Origin of the sequence: Mycobacterium sp. NPDC051804 (assembly GCF_044452905.1) — a bacterium.
Classification (GTDB): domain Bacteria; phylum Actinomycetota; class Actinomycetes; order Mycobacteriales; family Mycobacteriaceae; genus Mycobacterium.
Genome location: NZ_JBITCD010000008.1, coordinates 21,378 through 36,828 on the forward strand (window position 1 = coordinate 21,378; position 15,451 = coordinate 36,828).

The following is a 15,451-nucleotide window of genomic DNA, read 5'->3' on the forward strand; positions in this document are numbered from 1 at the left end:
TTTGCCAACGGAAGCGGCCGCGTTCTGTGAGCGCCTTTTGAGAGACGGGTGTCGACCTGCGGGTCGATACTCATCCAATGGGGGCATTTTCAGCGATCGATCTTTCGACCACATTTGCCGGGGACCTGCACGGGATGTTGCGCGAAGCGGCGGCGCAGGGCCCGCTCGCCACTGATGGCGCAACTGGCGCAGTCATCGCACTCCGCCAGGCGGACGTCGAGGCGCTGGCGCACGACCACCGGCTCATCGGCGTCGGACTCTCCCTGTTCGACTTAATGGGTATCACCGACGGGCCACTGCGCGACTGGTATCGCAACCTCATGTTCACCACCGAAGGCGACTATCACCGACGGATACGGTCGCTTGTCTCGCGGGCTTTCACGCCGAGATCCGTTGACGCTCTGCGCGCGACTGCTCAACAGATGACGACGGAGGCGATCGTGGCCGTCCGAGACGGCGGCGATCTGTCAGCGGCCTCCTCTCTCGGAACGCGGCTGATCTGCCGCCTCCTCGGCGTGCCGGACAGCGATGTCGCGGTGTTCACCGAATGGGCCGACGCATTGAGTCCGGTCTTCGGTGTGATGACGGCTGAACAGATCGCGGCAGCGACACAAGCGGTCACCGAATTGCAAAGCTATGTCGACGGCTTGACCACCCGTCGCGCCGCGGAACCGCACGACGATTTGATCACCTCATTGCGGGCGGCGGAGGCCGACGGTGAGCGGCTGACCCACGACGAAACCGTGACCATGATCGCCAATCTGCTAGTCGCCGGACACGATACGGCCGGTAGCCAGATTCCATGCAGCGCCCTCGTCGCGCTGCAGCACCTCGGTCAACTCGGTGGGGTTCACGAGGACGATGTTCGGCTGGCCAGCGTCGCATCGGAAACCATCCGGATGGAACCGAGCATTCCGATCATTCCGCGAACTGCCGTGGCGCCTATTGACCTGCACGGCAATACGATTGCGGCTGGATCGATGGTCTTCTTGTGCGTCGCCTCCGCGTGCCGGGACGAGTCAGCATGGCACGAACCCGATCACTTCGACCCCGATCGTTTCACCAAGCCCGACACACCGAAGCTGCTGAATTTCGGTGCGGGCACGCATTACTGCCTTGGCACCGCGCTGGCCAAGCTTGCCGTTGAAGAATCCCTGCGCGCTCTGCTTGCCGCGGATCCGCCGCTACACCTCATCGAAGATCCTGCAGAGATCCCATGGCGGCAGGTGCTCGGACGGAGCCCGACACGGCTACTCGTCAGCAGCACCGCGGCGGCCTGACGGTCAGCGGCGCTGCTCGGCTCCGACACGATCGGCCGCCGCCTGAACCGCGTCGTCGCGGGCGGCACTGGCCTCGTCCTCGGTGAGGGTGCGGTCGCCGGCGCGGAACCGCAACGCCAGCGCCAGGGACTTGCGGCCGTCGCCGATCTGCGGCCCGGTGTAGACGTCGAACAACCGGACATCCTCCAGAAGTTCACCCGCACCCTCGCGGACAGCATCGATCACGCTCTGCGCGGCGACGTCCTCGCCGACGATCAGGGCGACGTCCTGGAACACTGCGGGGAACGGCGACACGGCCGGTGCAGGCAGCGCTTCGGTGAGCGGGATCGCGTCCAGGTTCAGTTCGACGGCGCACGTCCCTGCGGGCAGACCGGACCGCTCGATGACGGCGGGGTGCAGTTGGCCCGCGTATCCGACGACGACGTCGCCGATGACAACCTCGGCGCAACGGCCCGGGTGCCACGGCAGGTGCTGGGCGGGCCGCAGCGCGAGTTCCACGCCCGCAGCTCGGCCGATGACGCGAACCGCCTCGAACGCATCGCTGGCGTTAACGGGCCGCCCCCGCCCCCACGGACCCGCCGGCTCCCGCAGGCCGGTCAGCACGGCACCGACGTGCTGCGGCTGATGCGGCAGCGAGGCATCGAGCGTCGCGATCTCGTCCGACGTGGGCCGCCGGTCGGTCGGAATGCGGTCCACCGCTCCGGTTTCCGTCGTCGGCTCGACCACCTGGGCGATCGCGAACAACGCGGTGTCGACGGCGCCGCGGGACACGTTGCGCCCCAACGCCTCCAACAATCCTGGCAGCAGCGTCGTCGCCAGTTGAGGTCGATCGGCCTCCAAGGGATTCATCACGTGGGTCGTGGACCGGCGCGCGTCGTCCCCGGGCAGGCCCCACTGATCGAAGATCCCCGCGGGCAGGAACGGGGTCGGCAGGATCTCGACGTAGCCGTTGAGCGCCAGCGACTTTCCGATCGCCCGCCGCCGCTTCTGCGCCGGGCTCAGACCGCGTCCGGGCGGCGCGAGCGGCAGCACCGATGGAATGATTTCGAGGCCCTCCAGCCGCAATACCTCCTCGACGAGGTCCGCGGGCTGACGAAGATCGGGACGCCAGCTCGGCGGCGTCGCGGTCACCTGACCGTCCTTCACCACGACCTCGGCGCCGATCTGGGTGAGGCGCCTTTCCGTCGTGCCCGCCGCGTAGTCCACGCCCGCCATGCGGTCGGGTAGATCGACGGGCATGCTGACCGGCGCGAGCGACCAGTCCTCGCGAGGCGGATCGCCGCGCCAGTCGGTCAGCGTGGGCTCTACTGTGCCCCCGGCGATTTCGGCCAGCAGGGCACTGCAGCGATCCAGCGCGGCGACGGAGATCGCCGGATCGACGGTGCGTTCGTAGCGACGGCCCGCCTCGCTGTTGAGGTGCAGGCGCCGCTGCGTTCGCGATACCGCGGCGGGATCCCAAACCGCAGCCTCGAGCAGCACATCGACGGTGCTGTCGCGAACCTCCGTGGTGCCTGCGCCCATCACGCCGCCGATCGCAGCCGTGGCGACGTCGTCGACGATGAGCACGTCCGCCGGATCGAGGCGTCGTTCGATGTCGTCGAGCGTGATGACCGTCTCCCCCGGTTCGGCGAAGCGGACCCGGAAGCCGCCGGTGATCAGGCTGCGATCATGTGCGTGCATCGGGTGCCCGATCTCGAGCATCACGTAGTTGGTGACGTCGACGGCCGGTGAGATGGAGCGGATGCCCGACAACAACAGCCGTCGCTGCATCCACCACGGTGACACCGCTTCTGGATCGATGCCGGTGACCGGACGCAGGCCGAAGCGCAGCACTCCGGTGCCAGCGTCGATCGTCAGCGGCAGCGCCTCACCCTCGACAGGCAGCGGCGCGATGTCGGCTGGGTCGACGTAGTCGAGATCGTAGGCATTGGCGATCTCGCGGGCCATACCGCGCACCGACAGGCAGTAGCCGCGGTCGGGGGTGATCGCCAGGTTGAACACGACGTCGTCGAGGCCGAGCAACTCAGCGGCAGGTGTTCCCGGCTCCGCGGTGCCCTTCGGCAGCACGAGAATGCCGGAATGGTCCGTGCCGAGATTGAGCTCTGCGGTCGAGCAGATCATGCCGTCGCTGGTGCGACCGTAAGTCTTGCGGGTGGCGATGGCGAAGTCGCCCGGCAGTACCGAGCCGGGCAGCGCGACCACGACGAGGTCACCGACCGCGAAGTTGGTTGCCCCGCAGACGATGTCACGTGGTTCGGCTTCGCCGACATCGACCTTGACCGCGCGAATGGGCTTCTTGAACTCGGTGAGCTCCTCGATCTCGGCAACCCGGCCGACGGTCAACGGTCCGGTGACGGGTCCGACGGGAATGATCTCCTCGACCTCGTGACCGATGCGGATCAGGGTCTGTTCCAGTTCCTCGGCTGACACGTCCCAGCCGAGAGCGCCGGCTTGGACGACTTCGCGCAGCCAGCTGTAGGGCAGGCGCATCAGGCTCCAACCCCGAACGGCAGCGAAAAGCGCACGTCGCCCTCGACCATGTCGCGCATATCGGGAATGCCATTGCGGAACTGCAGGGTGCGCTCCAACCCCATGCCGAACGCGAACCCGCTGTAGACCTCCGGGTCAATACCGCAGGCGCGCAACACATTCGGATTGACCATGCCGCATCCACCCCACTCCACCCAGCCGGGGCCGCCCTTCTTGTTCGGGAACCAGATATCGACCTCGGCGGACGGTTCGGTGAACGGGAAGAAGTGCGGACGGAATCGGGTCCGGCCCTCGGGTCCGAATTCGGAGCGGGCGAAAGCATCGAGTGTTCCGCGCAGGTGGGCCATCGTCAGCCCCTTGTCGACGGCCAGTCCCTCCACTTGATGGAAGACGGGGGTGTGTGTGGAGTCCAGTTCATCGGTGCGGAAGGTGCGCCCGATCGAGATGATGTAGACCGGTAGGTCGCGCTCCAGCAGTGCCCGGATCTGCACCGGCGAAGTGTGTGTGCGCAGCACCTGCCGGGACCCGTCGGGGGCGATGTGGAAGGTGTCCTGCTCACTGCGCGCCGGATGGTCTGGCGGGAAGTTGAGCGCGTCGAAGTTGAATTGCTCGGTTTCCACCTCGGGGCCCTCGGCGAGTTCCCAACCCATCGCGACGAACGTGTCGGCGACATGCTCGGCGAGGATCGTGATCGGGTGGCGGGCACCGACTGGCTGACGGGTCGACGGCAGCGTCACGTCGATGCGCTCGGCGATCAGCACGGCCGCGTCACGCTCGGCGCGCAGGACCGTGAGCCGCTCGTCGTATGCCTGCTGCACCTCGGTGCGCGCCACGTTGACCCGCTTGCCCGCGTCGGCACGGTCGATCTTGGGCAACGATCCGAGCGCCTGGCGCGCGAGCGCGATCGGCGAGCGGTCGCCCAGTTGCTCGGTCTTGGCGCGGGCAAGAGCGTCGAGGTCATCCGACGCGTCGAAGGCATGCCGAGCCGCGCTGACAGCCTTCGTCAACGCTTCGTCAGACAGGTCTATTGGCTGATCAGCCACCCGGCGATCATAAGGCGTCGCTCGGGCCTACTCCCCCAACGGGTCGCCGTCCTGCTCAGGATCGCCCGGCACCAGCGGACGCGATTTCAGCCGATACATGACGAAATCGGCGGGCACCCCGTCCTGTTTGGCCGCGAATACCTGCTTGCGCAGTCGTTTGGCGTCAACCCCCAAGACGTCGAGATCTTCGGCGGAGAGGCCATCCAGCGTCGCCTGCGATATCACCAACTCGCCCCTGGTGGCCCGAGCCATCACCCGCGCGGCGATGTTCACGTCGACGCCCAACCAGTCCGAGCCGATCCGCTGCGGCCTGCCGGTGTGGATCCCGACACGCATTCGCGGGGTATAGCCGTCCACGTCAAGGGATTTCACCGCTTCCCGCGCCTTGACCGCGGCGGCAACCGCCGTCGTCGGCCGTAGGAAGACGGCCATGATGCCGTCGCCCATGCGTTTGACGATCTGGCCGCCCGCCTCCAGCAGCGGCGGCTCGACGACCTGCGAAACGCGGCGCAGAAGCTTGAGGGTGGCGTCGTCTCCGGCACTGAGCGACCATGCCGAGAAGCCCACCAGGTCGGTGAAGACGATCGTTGCCTCGCTGTAGGCGGGCTTGCCGGATACGCGCTCGGTCAGCGCCTGCCACACCTGCAGCGCACCCAGGCTGACTTCACGGGAGGCGGCCTCACGATGCAGCAGCCGATCGGCCGCGCGGGCTGCCGCACTCGGGCCTCCTTCACCGGACGCCGACAGCGGATCGCCGAACTCGGGATCACCGGGAAGTGCGCGTCGTGCGCGGCGCAGGAAGGCGATGACGGACGGGCTGTGATTCGTGCTTTTCAGCCACGCGACGGGGCCAGATGACTGTCTGCCAGATCGTTCGTCGATCGACTCGACCTCATCCACACGCGCCAGCCTAGTTTGACCGCCGATATGCGGATAAACCGGCTGGTCACGGCCGAGTGGAGCCCATGTGGAGGCTGGATAACGCTGTTTCGCCACGCCTGGCAAATCGTAGACAACGCGCGTTGTCAACATTATCGTGATGGTCTAACAGTTGGCTTGGATTCGCGCCGCGCACGCGAGGAGCAGACAGGGGTGAGAACCGATGACCCTGAGATCGACTTCGCACGATGCGAGACGTCCCATCGACCGCGCTGATCCGCTCGGCCCCGACTCGTTGACGTGGAAGTACTTCGGCGATCTGCGGACCGGCATGCTCGGCGTCTGGATCGGAGCGATTCAGAACATGTATCCCGAACTCGGCGCCGGCGTCGAGGACCATTCGATCCTGCTACGCGAGCCGCTGCAGCGCGTCGCGCGTTCGGTGTACCCGATCATGGGGGTCGTCTACGACGGTGACCGCGCCGCACAAACCGGCCAGCAGATCAAGAGCTACCACAACACAATCAAGGGCGTCGACGGTGAAGGCCGCCGCTATCACGCGCTGAACCCCGAGACGTTCTACTGGGCGCACGCCACGTTCTTCATGTTGATCATCAAGACCGCTGAGTACTTCTGCGGAGGACTCACCGAGGCCGAGAAGCGCCAGCTGTTCGACGAACACGTGCAGTGGTACCGGATGTACGGCATGAGCATGCGGCCGGTACCCGACACCTGGGACGAGTTCTGCGAGTACTGGGACGCCAAGTGCCGCGACGAGTTGGAGATCAACCGCGCAACGCTCGACATCTTCACGATCCGCATCCCCAAGCCGTGGTTCGTGCTGATGCCGACACCCGTCTGGGATCAACTCTTCAAGCCGATGGTCGGCGCGCAGCGGTGGATCGCGGCGGGCTTGTTCGACCCGGCGGTGCGCGAGAAGGCCGGCATGCGGTGGACGCCGGGCGACGAGGTGTTGTTGCGGGTTTTCGGGAAGCTCGTCGAGTTGGCGTTTGTCGCGGTGCCCGACGAGATCCGGCTGCACCCGCGCGCGCTGGCGGCCTACCGCCGCGCCGAGGGCAAGCTGCCCGAAGACGCGCCGTTGGTCGAGGCGCCCGCGTTCATGGCACCGCCACGCGATCGCCACGGTCTGCCCATGCACTACGTGCCGCCGCGCAAGTCGCTGCTCGACCGAGCAGGGTCTTTGGTGCACACCACGTTCTCATTGGCGGGGCTGCGTCCGGCGCGCGGGCGCGGTAAGGCAGCCTAGAGCGCATGCTCGAATGGACTGACGTAGATCTTGCCGTGCGCGATGCCGTGCGCGAGTTCGTTGACAAAGAGATTCGCCCACATGTCGACGACCTCGAAAGCGGCGACATGGAGCCCTACCCGATCATCCGAAAGCTGTTCGCGACGTTCGGGATCGCCGACATGGCTCGCGACTCGCTGAACAAGCGGCTTGCGAAGCTTCGTGACGGCGGCTCGTCGGACAAGTCCTCAGGCGGCGGCGGCATGTTCGGCGGCGGCTCGGGTGGCATGGGGTTCGTCGTCGTCAGCGAGCTCTGCAAGGTGTCGATGGGCATCGTCACCGGAATGGGAGTCAGCCTCGGACTGACGGTGCCGACCATCCAGGGCCGCGGCACGCTCGCCCAGCAAGAGCGCTGGCTGCCCGACCTGGTCACCTACGACAAGATCGGCGCATGGGCGATCACCGAACCCGACTCGGGCTCGGATGCGTTCGGCGGCATGAAGTCCTACGTCGTGCGTGACGGCGACGACTACATCCTCAACGGCCAGAAGACGTTCATCACCAACGGTCCGGACGCCGACGTGGTCGTGGTGTACGCGAAACTCGACGAGGGCGACGGCAGTAAGAGTGCCCAGGACAAGCGCGACCGTAAGGTGCTGACGTTCGTGCTCGACCGCGGCATGGAGGGATTCGTCCAGTCAAAGCCGTTCAGCAAGATGGGCATTCACAGCTCCCGTACCGGCGAGCTGTTCTTCAACAATGTGCGGCTGGGCCGTGACAGGTTGCTCGGTGAAACCGAGGACAGTTCGGCGGGCGACGGCCGCGCCAGTGCGCGGTCGAACTTCTCCGCCGAACGGATCGGCGTCGCGGCGATGTCGCTGGGCGTCATCGAGGAATGCCTCCGGCTGTGCATCGACTACGCGAAGACACGAAAGCTGTGGGGTCAGGAAATCGGGCAGTTCCAGCTGATCCAGCTCAAGCTCGCGAATATGGAAGTCGCCCGAATGAACGTGCGCAACATCCTTTTCCGGGTGATCGAGTCAGCGGAGAAGGGTCAGCCGATCTCGCTGCCTGAGGCGTCGGCGATCAAGTGGTACTGCTCTCAGGCCGCCACCGACGTCGCGATGGAGGCAGTGCAGGTGTTCGGCGGCAACGGCTACATGACTGAGTACCGCGTCGAACAGCTCGCGCGTGATGCCAAGTCGCTGATGATCTACGCAGGCAGCAACGAGGTCCAGATCACCCACGTCGCGAGGGGTCTGCTCAGCGATCGCTAGGCCGCCGGCGGGATCGGCGGGGTCCGGAGCCGCCTGCTTCGCAGCGACAGTTCAGCGACGTCGTCATGCAATGCGCGCACTCGTTTGTAGATTCGGTCTGCGGTAGCTGGCGGCATCGTCCCGGGTCGGTATTGGCCGCGTCGGACCCGCACTGCCCTGCCTTGAAATATCTCCCAGCGCAGTGCCTCCGACACCGCCTTCGACGCACGCCCGGCTGGGCGGAAGCCGTGATAAGTCAGCGCTTCCACCAACTCGTCGACCGTCGCGGGACCATAATCGAACAAGTACGCCGTGAGCAGATATCGAAGATCGGTACCCCTCACCTCTAGCGAGTCGCTCATGCGCAGACGATCGCACGGGGGTACGACATATCCGCCGGCGCCGCTAGCCTGAATCCGTGGACCTGAAAAGCAGAACAGCGTTGATCACCGGATCAAGCGGAGGAATCGGCGAGGAGTTCGCCGTCCAGTTCGCCAAGCGCGGCGTCAACCTGGTGCTGGTCGCGCGCCGCGCCGAGAAGCTCGCGGGGCTGCGCGCGACTCTGACGGAACGGCATCCCGAGCTCACGGTGGACGTGATCCCCGCCGATCTCGCCGTGCCGGGCTCCGGCCCCGACCTGGCGGCAAAGGTCAGTGAACTGGGCCGGACCATCGACATTCTGGTGAACAACGCCGGTGTCGGGCTGCACGGCAAGTTCGTCGGCCAGGAGGCGGCCGCGAACGCAGCGCAGATTCAGCTCAACTGCGGCACGCTGGTCGACCTGACGGCGGCGTATCTGCCCGCGATGACGGCAGCAGGCCACGGCATCGTCATCAACGTCGCGTCGACCGCGGCCTTCCAGCCGACGCCGGGCATGGCGGTCTACGGCGCCACGAAAGCGTTCGTACTGTCGTTCTCCGAGGCGCTATGGCAGGAGTGCAAGGGAACCGGGGTACGCGTTTTTGCGCTCTGCCCCGGCGCCACGGAGACGGAGTTCTTCGCCCGTACCGGAGAAGAATTCCTTACCGACGGCAGGCAGACCGCCAAGCAGGTCGTCGACACCGCGATGGCCGCGCTGGGCAAGTCCACTCCGACCGTGGTCTCAGGATGGCGAAACTCGCTGCTCGCCAGCGGTTACCGAATCACGCCGCGCCGGCTGATGGTGCAGATCTCCGAGCAGCTTCTCAAGTCCAACTAGCGCCGGATGTAACCGGACGGCGAGATTTTGGCGTGCTTTTCGCCATGCCGTTACAAGCGCAGCGCCCGCGCGCTCTGATACAGACAGATCGCCGCAGCCGACGCGACGTTGAGACTTTCGGCGTTGCCCGGCATCGGGATCTGCACCTGATGGGTGGCCATTCCCGCCAGCTCGGCCGACAGGCCGTGCGCCTCGGGCCCGAACAGCCACGCCGTGGGGCTCGCGAGATCCGCGTCGTCAAGCAATATTTCGCCGTCGACGGTGGTAGCCAGCACCGCGAGACCCGCTGCGCTGATCGCCGACACCGCCGCGGTGGCGTCCGGCTCGGAGACGACCGGAATCGAGAAGATGCTTCCAGCCGAGGCGCGCAGACACTTGCCGTTGTACGGATCGACGCTATGACCCGCGAGCACGACAGCGTCCGCACCCATAGCATCGGCGACGCGAATCAATGTGCCCGCGTTACCAGGCTCGGAGATCTCCGCCGCAACGGCCAGTAGCCGTGGCGAAGCGGCCAGCACGTCGCCAAGCGACGTCTCGGGCACCGAGCACACCGCCACCATGCCAACCGGAGTCACCGTGTCCGACAACGCCTTTGCGGCACGCTCGGTTACCACGTGCACCTGTGCGTCGGTCAGCAACGACGCAAATCGGGCCTGCGCGGCCTCGGTGACAAAGACCTCGGAAACGAGTCCGCGCCGCATCGCAGCCTCGACGAGGTTCGATCCCTCTGCGAGAAAGCGTGCGGCGCGGCGTCGTCCGACGTGACGGTGCAGCTTGATTGCTGCCGCCACCCGAGCGGAGCGCTCGGTAAGTGTCAGGCTGCCTCTCCGGACGGTGCGTTGACATCCTCGGGCAGCGCACCCTTGGCAACCTCGACCAGCGCGGTGAAGGCGGCGGGATCGCTGACGGCGATCTCGGCAAGGTTCTTGCGGTCCACCTCGACACCGGCGGCCTTCAGGCCCTGGATCAACCGGTTGTAGGTGATGTCGTTGGCGCGGGCCGCCGCGTTGATCCGGGAGATCCACAGCTTGCGGAACTCGCCCTTGCGGGCACGCCGGTCACGGTAGGCGTAGGTCAACGAATGCAGCTGCTGCTCTTTGGCTTTGCGATACAGCCGCGACCGCTGACCGCGGTAGCCCTTGGATGCCTTGAGTACTGTGCGGCGCTTCTTCTGCGCGTTCACTGCGCGCTTTACGCGTGCCATGGGGGTATTCCTCTTCGTTCAGGTTCGTCCGGTAGGGACAGGAGTTGGGGCGCTCAGCCGTTGAGCAGCTTCTTGACGCGCTTGACGTCGTTTGCCGCCACCTCGGTGCGGCCGTCCAGCCGGCGAGTGCGCTTGCTCGACTTGTGCTCGAGCAAGTGCCGCTTATTCGCCTTCTGGCGCACGATCTTTCCGGTTCCGGTGGCCCGGAACCGCTTGGAAGCGCCGCTATGGGTCTTCGCCTTTGGCATGTGTCCTCAGTTCAGTTCTGTGGTGTTTCGGTCGGTGCGCTCTCGGGCTGCGCGCGTTGCGCGGCGGGAGCGTCGGCATCGTGCGCCGCCTTGGCGCGAGTCTTCGCGCCGCGGTGCGGTGCCAGCACCATCGTCATGTTGCGGCCGTCCTGCTTGGCTGACGTCTCGACGAAGCCGTAATCGGCGACGTCGGCGCCCAACCGCTGTAGGAGTCGGTAGCCCAGCTCGGGCCTCGACTGCTCACGTCCGCGGAACATGATCGTCACCTTGACCTTGGATCCCGCTTGCAGGAAGCGGACCACGTGGCCCTTTTTGGTCTCGTAGTCGTGCGGGTCGATCTTGGGACGCAGCTTCTGTTCCTTGACGACGGTCTGCTGCTGGTTCTTGCGAGACTCGCGCGCCTTCTGAGCCGTCTCGTATTTGAACTTGCCGTAGTCCATGATCTTGCAAACCGGTGGTTTGGCGTCTGGGGCCACTTCGACAAGGTCGAGATCGGCATCCGCGGCGACGCGGAGAGCGTCTTCGATGCGCACAATGCCTACCTGCTCGCCGCCTGGTCCGATCAAACGGACTTCAGGTACGCGGATGCGCTCGTTGACGCGGGTCTCAGTGCTGATGGGGCCTCCTATGTTGTCGTCTAGGAACCCCACCCATCAGCATCTGTTCACTGAACAGAAAAGCCCTGCTCAAAGCAGGGCCCATAGCCGACCAGGACAGGCATCGGATGCCTGTGACCGGACCGCTGTACCGGTATGGTCAGCGGTGGGAGTGGGACTCCACTTGCTGTCCCTGGCGTACGCCGGGACGGTCGCACGTGGGAGTCTACCAGGCATGACTCAGGATCCCGCATCGCCCGAACCGGCCGCTGACCTGCCGACCCGCGAGCTGGCTGATATTCCTGCCGTCGAGGTGATCACCCGGTCGGCCGTCATGTTGATGAGCGCGGCGGCGGAAAAGCTCGGGCTGTCGGCCCAGGACCCCGACGAGAGCCCGCACCGCGACCTCGACGAGGCGCGTCGGCTCATCACCGCGCTGGCAGGGTTGGTGACGGCCTCCGCTGAGTACCTCGGCCCGCACGCCGGCCCGGTGCGCGACGGCCTGAAGAGCCTGCAGTTGGCGTTCCGTGAGGCGAGTGCCGCACCGGAGGAACCGGGCCACGGTCCCGGGGAAAAATACACCGGCCCGGTCTGGTAGCCAGTAGCACCAATTTGCGAGGAAGAGCGAATATCCTCGCGCCTTATGACCGTCACAAGTCCGGCCGGCTCAGCGACGGCGAAACCGCGTCGGACCTCCGCGTTCAGGTGGGTGCCCGCCGCAGCCGGCTGGATCGTCGGCATCATCGCCACGCTGTCGCTGGTCGCGAGTGTGTCGCCAACCGTCCGGTCGCTGATCAAGGTGCCCCGCGAGTTCGTCAACGACTACATCTTCAACTTCCCGGACACCAGCTTCGCGTGGGCTTTCGTGCTGGCGCTGCTGGCGGCGGCATTGGCGGCCCGCAAGAGCATCGCCTGGTGGATCCTCGTCGGATACATGATCGCGGCGGTCGGCTGGAATGTCGGCGACCTTCTCTCCGGCGACGAATCGTGGCTGGAGGAAACCGGCGAGATCATCGGGCTCGCGTTCCACGTCGCGGCCATCGCGTTTCTCGTGCTGGCACGCAAGGAGTTCTGGGCCAAGGTGCGCCGCGGCGCACTGATCAAAGCGGCGGCAACACTTGTCGCCGGGTTGGTCGTCGGCACCCTGATCGGTTGGGGCCTGCTCGAAGTTCGGCCCGGGACTCTGGCCCGCGAGGACCGCTTCTGGTACGCGCTGAACCGGGTGGGCGCCTTCGCAGGCGCCAGCTCCGACTCGTTCACCGGTCACCCCCACGTCGTGGCCAATGCCCTGCTCGGTCTGTTCGGTGCACTGGCGCTGATGGTCGCGGCAATCGTGCTGTTTCAGTCCCAGCGCGCGGAGAACGCCCTCACCGGTGAAGACGAGTCGGCGATCCGAGGACTGCTCGAGTTGTACGGCAAGAACGACTCATTGGGCTACTTCGCGACACGTCGGGACAAGTCCGTCGTGTTCGCACCCAACGGCCGCGCCGCCATCACCTATCGCGTCGAGGTCGGCGTATGCCTGGCCAGTGGCGATCCCGTCGGCGATCCGAAAGCGTGGCCCCAGGCGATCGAGGCGTGGCTGTCGCTGTGCCAGGCCTACGGCTGGGCACCGGGGGTGATGGGCGCGAGTTCGACTGGAGCCGAAGCGTTTCGCGCGGCCGGGCTCAACGCGTTGCAACTCGGTGACGAGGCAATCCTCTATCCGGACAGCTTCCGCTTGTCTGGCCCGGACATGCGCGCAGTGCGGCAGGCCGTGACGCGCGCACGGCGCGCCGGCGCCTCGGTGCGGATTCGAAGGCATCGCGATCTCGACGCCGAAGAGATGGCCACGGTCGTCGAGCGGGCCGACACCTGGCGCGATACCGACGACGAGCGCGGCTTCTCCATGGCGCTGGGCCGGCTGGGCGACCCGGCCGACGGCGACTGTCTGCTCGTCGAGGCCGTTCAGCCAGGGGCCGGCGGTGATCAAGTCGTCGCGATGTTGTCCCTGGTGCCGTGGGGGGCCAACGGAGCGTCACTGGACCTCATGCGCAGGTCGCCGCAATCCCCCAACGGCACCATCGAACTGATGGTCAGCGAGCTGTGTATGCAGGCCGAAGGCATTGGAGTGACGCGTGTTTCGCTGAACTTCGCGATGTTCCGCTCGGCGTTCGAACAGGGCGCTCAGCTGGGCGCAGGCCCGATCGCCCGGCTGTGGCGGGCACTGCTGGTGTTCTTCTCCCGCTGGTGGCAATTGGAGACGCTGTACCGCTCGAACATGAAGTACCAGCCTGAGTGGGTACCGCGCTATGCGTGCTACGAGGACGCGCGACTGGTCCCCCGCGTCGGCGTCGCGTCGGTGATCGCGGAAGGCTTCCTGGTGTTGCCTTTCTCTCGGCGTCACAAGCAGCCGCACACCGGCCACCACACCGCAGTCCCGCAAAGCATCGTCGACCGTGGCCTGCTGCACCATGACGGCACCGCCCCCGACGTCGACCAGCTCCAGGCCGATCTGGACGAGGAGGAACAGTCCCGGCTGCCCGAACAGGTCCGAGTACGGATGGCCAAGCTCAAGGCGTTGCAGGACAACGGAATCGACGCCTATCCCGTCGGAGAAGAACCCAGCCACGCGGTCCTCGCCGCGCTCGAATCCGAGGGTGCCGGCACGCTGTCCGTCGCCGGGCGGGTCCTGCGCATCCGCGACTACGGCGGCGTGCTGTTTGCTCAACTGCGCGACTGGTCCGGGGAAGTCCAGCTGCTGCTTGACAATTCGCAGCTTGAAGACGGTACGACGGTAGATTTCACACACGCCATCGACCTGGGCGATCTGATCCAGGTGACCGGCACGATGGGCTTCAGCAAGAAGGGCACCCGTTCGCTGATCGTGCTCAGCTGGCGGATGATCGGCAAGTGCCTGCGCCCGCTGCCCGACAAATGGAAAGGGCTGACCGACCAGGAGGCGCGAGTTCGCGCCCGGTACGTCGACCTGGCGATCAACTCCGAGGCTCGCGATCTCATCCGTGCGCGCAGCGGAGTCCTGCACGCAATCCGCGAAACCCTTTTCGAGAAAGGGTTTTTGGAGGTCGAGACGCCGATACTGCAGCAGATCCACGGCGGCGCCAACGCCAGGCCGTTCCTCACGCACATCAACGCCTACGACCTCGACCTGTATCTGCGCATCGCGCCTGAGCTCTATCTCAAGCGCCTATGCGTCGGTGGCGTCGAGCGTGTCTTCGAGTTGGGCCGAGCGTTTCGCAACGAAGGCGTCGACTTCAGCCACAACCCCGAGTTCACGCTGCTGGAGGCCTATCAGGCACACGCGGACTACAACGTGTGGATCGACGGCTGCCGCGAGTTGATCCAAAACGCCGCACAGGCCGCCAACGGGGCGCATGTGTTCATGCGTCCCCGCGAGGACGGTGCGCTGGAACCCGTTGACATATCGGGCGACTGGACCGTCAAGACCGTGCACGACGCGGTGTCGGAGGCGCTGGGCGAACAGATCGGGCCCGAGACGGACCTGACGACGCTGCGCAGGCTGTGCGACGGCGCGAAGATTCCCTATCTGACCCATTGGGACACCGGGGCCGTGGTACTCGAACTCTATGAGCACCTGGTGGAGGACCGCACCGAAGCACCCACGTTTTACAAGGACTTCCCCACGTCGGTGTCTCCGCTGACCAGGCCGCACCGCAGCATCCCCGGCGTCGCCGAACGGTGGGACCTGGTGGCGTGGGGGGTCGAATTGGGCACCGCCTACAGCGAGTTGACCGATCCCGTCGAGCAACGTCGCCGTCTGCAGGAACAATCGCTGCTGGCCTCGGGCGGCGATCCGGAAGCGATGGAGCTCGACGAGGACTTCCTGCAGGCGATGGAGTACGCGATGCCGCCGACCGGTGGCCTCGGCATGGGTGTGGACCGTGTCGTGATGCTGATCACCGGTCGCAGCATCCGCGAGACGCTGCCCTTCCCCTTAGCCAAACCGCGTTAGCAGCTGATTCACAGCGGGGCACAAGGATCGTCGGT

General features: G+C 66.0%; 14 protein-coding genes. 6 read left to right on the plus strand and 8 right to left on the minus strand.

The genetic code is table 11. The features are described 5' to 3' along the window. The first annotated feature begins 77 nt into the window (after positions 1 to 77). The gene (locus ACIA48_RS28985; protein WP_396739583.1) at positions 78 to 1,280 is read left to right on the plus strand and encodes a cytochrome P450; all 1,203 of its coding nucleotides are present in this window, start codon (positions 78 to 80) and stop codon (positions 1,278 to 1,280) included. 3 nt (positions 1,281 to 1,283) lie between these two features. Here the strand turns inward: ACIA48_RS28985 and pheT are convergent, their stop codons facing one another. Genes pheT through ACIA48_RS29000 form a run of 3 tightly spaced genes read right to left on the minus strand, consistent with a single transcriptional unit; the run spans position 1,284 to position 5,713 of the window. Continuing rightward, complete coding sequence (pheT, locus tag ACIA48_RS28990; RefSeq protein ID WP_396739585.1) at positions 1,284 to 3,770, minus strand: phenylalanine--tRNA ligase subunit beta; 2,487 nt, start codon at positions 3,768 to 3,770, stop codon at positions 1,284 to 1,286. Further along, positions 3,770 to 4,813: a phenylalanine--tRNA ligase subunit alpha gene (gene pheS / locus ACIA48_RS28995; RefSeq protein ID WP_396739587.1), complete on the minus strand. Its 1,044-nt coding sequence runs from the start codon at positions 4,811 to 4,813 to the stop codon at positions 3,770 to 3,772. The genes pheT and pheS overlap by 1 nt, the downstream gene beginning before the upstream one ends. Positions 4,814 to 4,840: 27 nt before the next feature. Then, entirely contained in the window at positions 4,841 to 5,713 is an 873-nt protein-coding gene (locus tag ACIA48_RS29000) for an adenylate/guanylate cyclase domain-containing protein (protein WP_396739588.1), read from the minus strand. 202 nt (positions 5,714 to 5,915) lie between these two features. Between ACIA48_RS29000 and ACIA48_RS29005 the strand changes: the two genes are divergently transcribed. Together ACIA48_RS29005 and ACIA48_RS29010 are read left to right on the plus strand one after the other, a co-directional pair. Continuing rightward, on the plus strand, positions 5,916 to 6,959 hold the full coding sequence (locus tag ACIA48_RS29005; RefSeq protein ID WP_396739590.1) for an oxygenase MpaB family protein: 1,044 nt from the start codon (positions 5,916 to 5,918) through the stop codon (positions 6,957 to 6,959). A gap of 5 nt (positions 6,960 to 6,964) precedes the next feature. Further along, on the plus strand, positions 6,965 to 8,215 hold the full coding sequence (locus tag ACIA48_RS29010; protein WP_396739592.1) for an acyl-CoA dehydrogenase family protein: 1,251 nt from the start codon (positions 6,965 to 6,967) through the stop codon (positions 8,213 to 8,215). Here ACIA48_RS29010 and ACIA48_RS29015 read toward each other — a convergent pair. Further along, a complete protein-coding gene (locus ACIA48_RS29015; RefSeq protein ID WP_396739594.1) occupies positions 8,212 to 8,556 on the minus strand; it encodes a hypothetical protein in 345 nt (114 codons plus the stop codon). The two genes, ACIA48_RS29010 and ACIA48_RS29015, sit on opposite strands and share 4 nt — an antisense overlap. A gap of 56 nt (positions 8,557 to 8,612) precedes the next feature. On the opposite strand from ACIA48_RS29015, the gene ACIA48_RS29020 reads away from it, so the two are divergent. Next, on the plus strand, positions 8,613 to 9,392 hold the full coding sequence (locus ACIA48_RS29020) for an SDR family NAD(P)-dependent oxidoreductase (protein WP_396739595.1): 780 nt from the start codon (positions 8,613 to 8,615) through the stop codon (positions 9,390 to 9,392). Between the two features lie 50 nt (positions 9,393 to 9,442). Here the strand turns inward: ACIA48_RS29020 and ACIA48_RS29025 are convergent, their stop codons facing one another. The 4 genes from ACIA48_RS29025 to infC are packed head-to-tail and all read right to left on the minus strand — an operon-like array spanning position 9,443 to position 11,464. Then, positions 9,443 to 10,186, minus strand: a complete 744-nt coding sequence (locus ACIA48_RS29025) for a TrmH family RNA methyltransferase (RefSeq protein ID WP_396739597.1) — start codon at positions 10,184 to 10,186, stop codon at positions 9,443 to 9,445. A gap of 23 nt (positions 10,187 to 10,209) precedes the next feature. Continuing rightward, a complete protein-coding gene (gene rplT, locus ACIA48_RS29030) occupies positions 10,210 to 10,599 on the minus strand; it encodes a 50S ribosomal protein L20 (RefSeq protein ID WP_110318797.1) in 390 nt (129 codons plus the stop codon). Positions 10,600 to 10,652: 53 nt separating this feature from the next. Then, positions 10,653 to 10,847, minus strand: a complete 195-nt coding sequence (gene rpmI, locus ACIA48_RS29035) for a 50S ribosomal protein L35 (RefSeq protein WP_006246154.1) — start codon at positions 10,845 to 10,847, stop codon at positions 10,653 to 10,655. 11 nt (positions 10,848 to 10,858) lie between these two features. Beyond that, the gene (infC, locus tag ACIA48_RS29040) at positions 10,859 to 11,464 is read right to left on the minus strand and encodes a translation initiation factor IF-3 (protein WP_163737240.1); all 606 of its coding nucleotides are present in this window, start codon (positions 11,462 to 11,464) and stop codon (positions 10,859 to 10,861) included. Between the two features lie 214 nt (positions 11,465 to 11,678). Between infC and ACIA48_RS29045 the strand changes: the two genes are divergently transcribed. Both ACIA48_RS29045 and lysX read left to right on the plus strand, forming a co-directional pair. Beyond that, complete coding sequence (locus ACIA48_RS29045) at positions 11,679 to 12,041, plus strand: DUF1844 domain-containing protein (RefSeq protein WP_396739600.1); 363 nt, start codon at positions 11,679 to 11,681, stop codon at positions 12,039 to 12,041. Positions 12,042 to 12,086: 45 nt separating this feature from the next. Further along, positions 12,087 to 15,416, plus strand: coding sequence for a bifunctional lysylphosphatidylglycerol synthetase/lysine--tRNA ligase LysX (gene lysX / locus ACIA48_RS29050; RefSeq protein ID WP_396739602.1), 3,330 nt, complete (start codon positions 12,087 to 12,089; stop codon positions 15,414 to 15,416). The last annotated feature ends 35 nt before the right edge of the window (positions 15,417 to 15,451 follow it).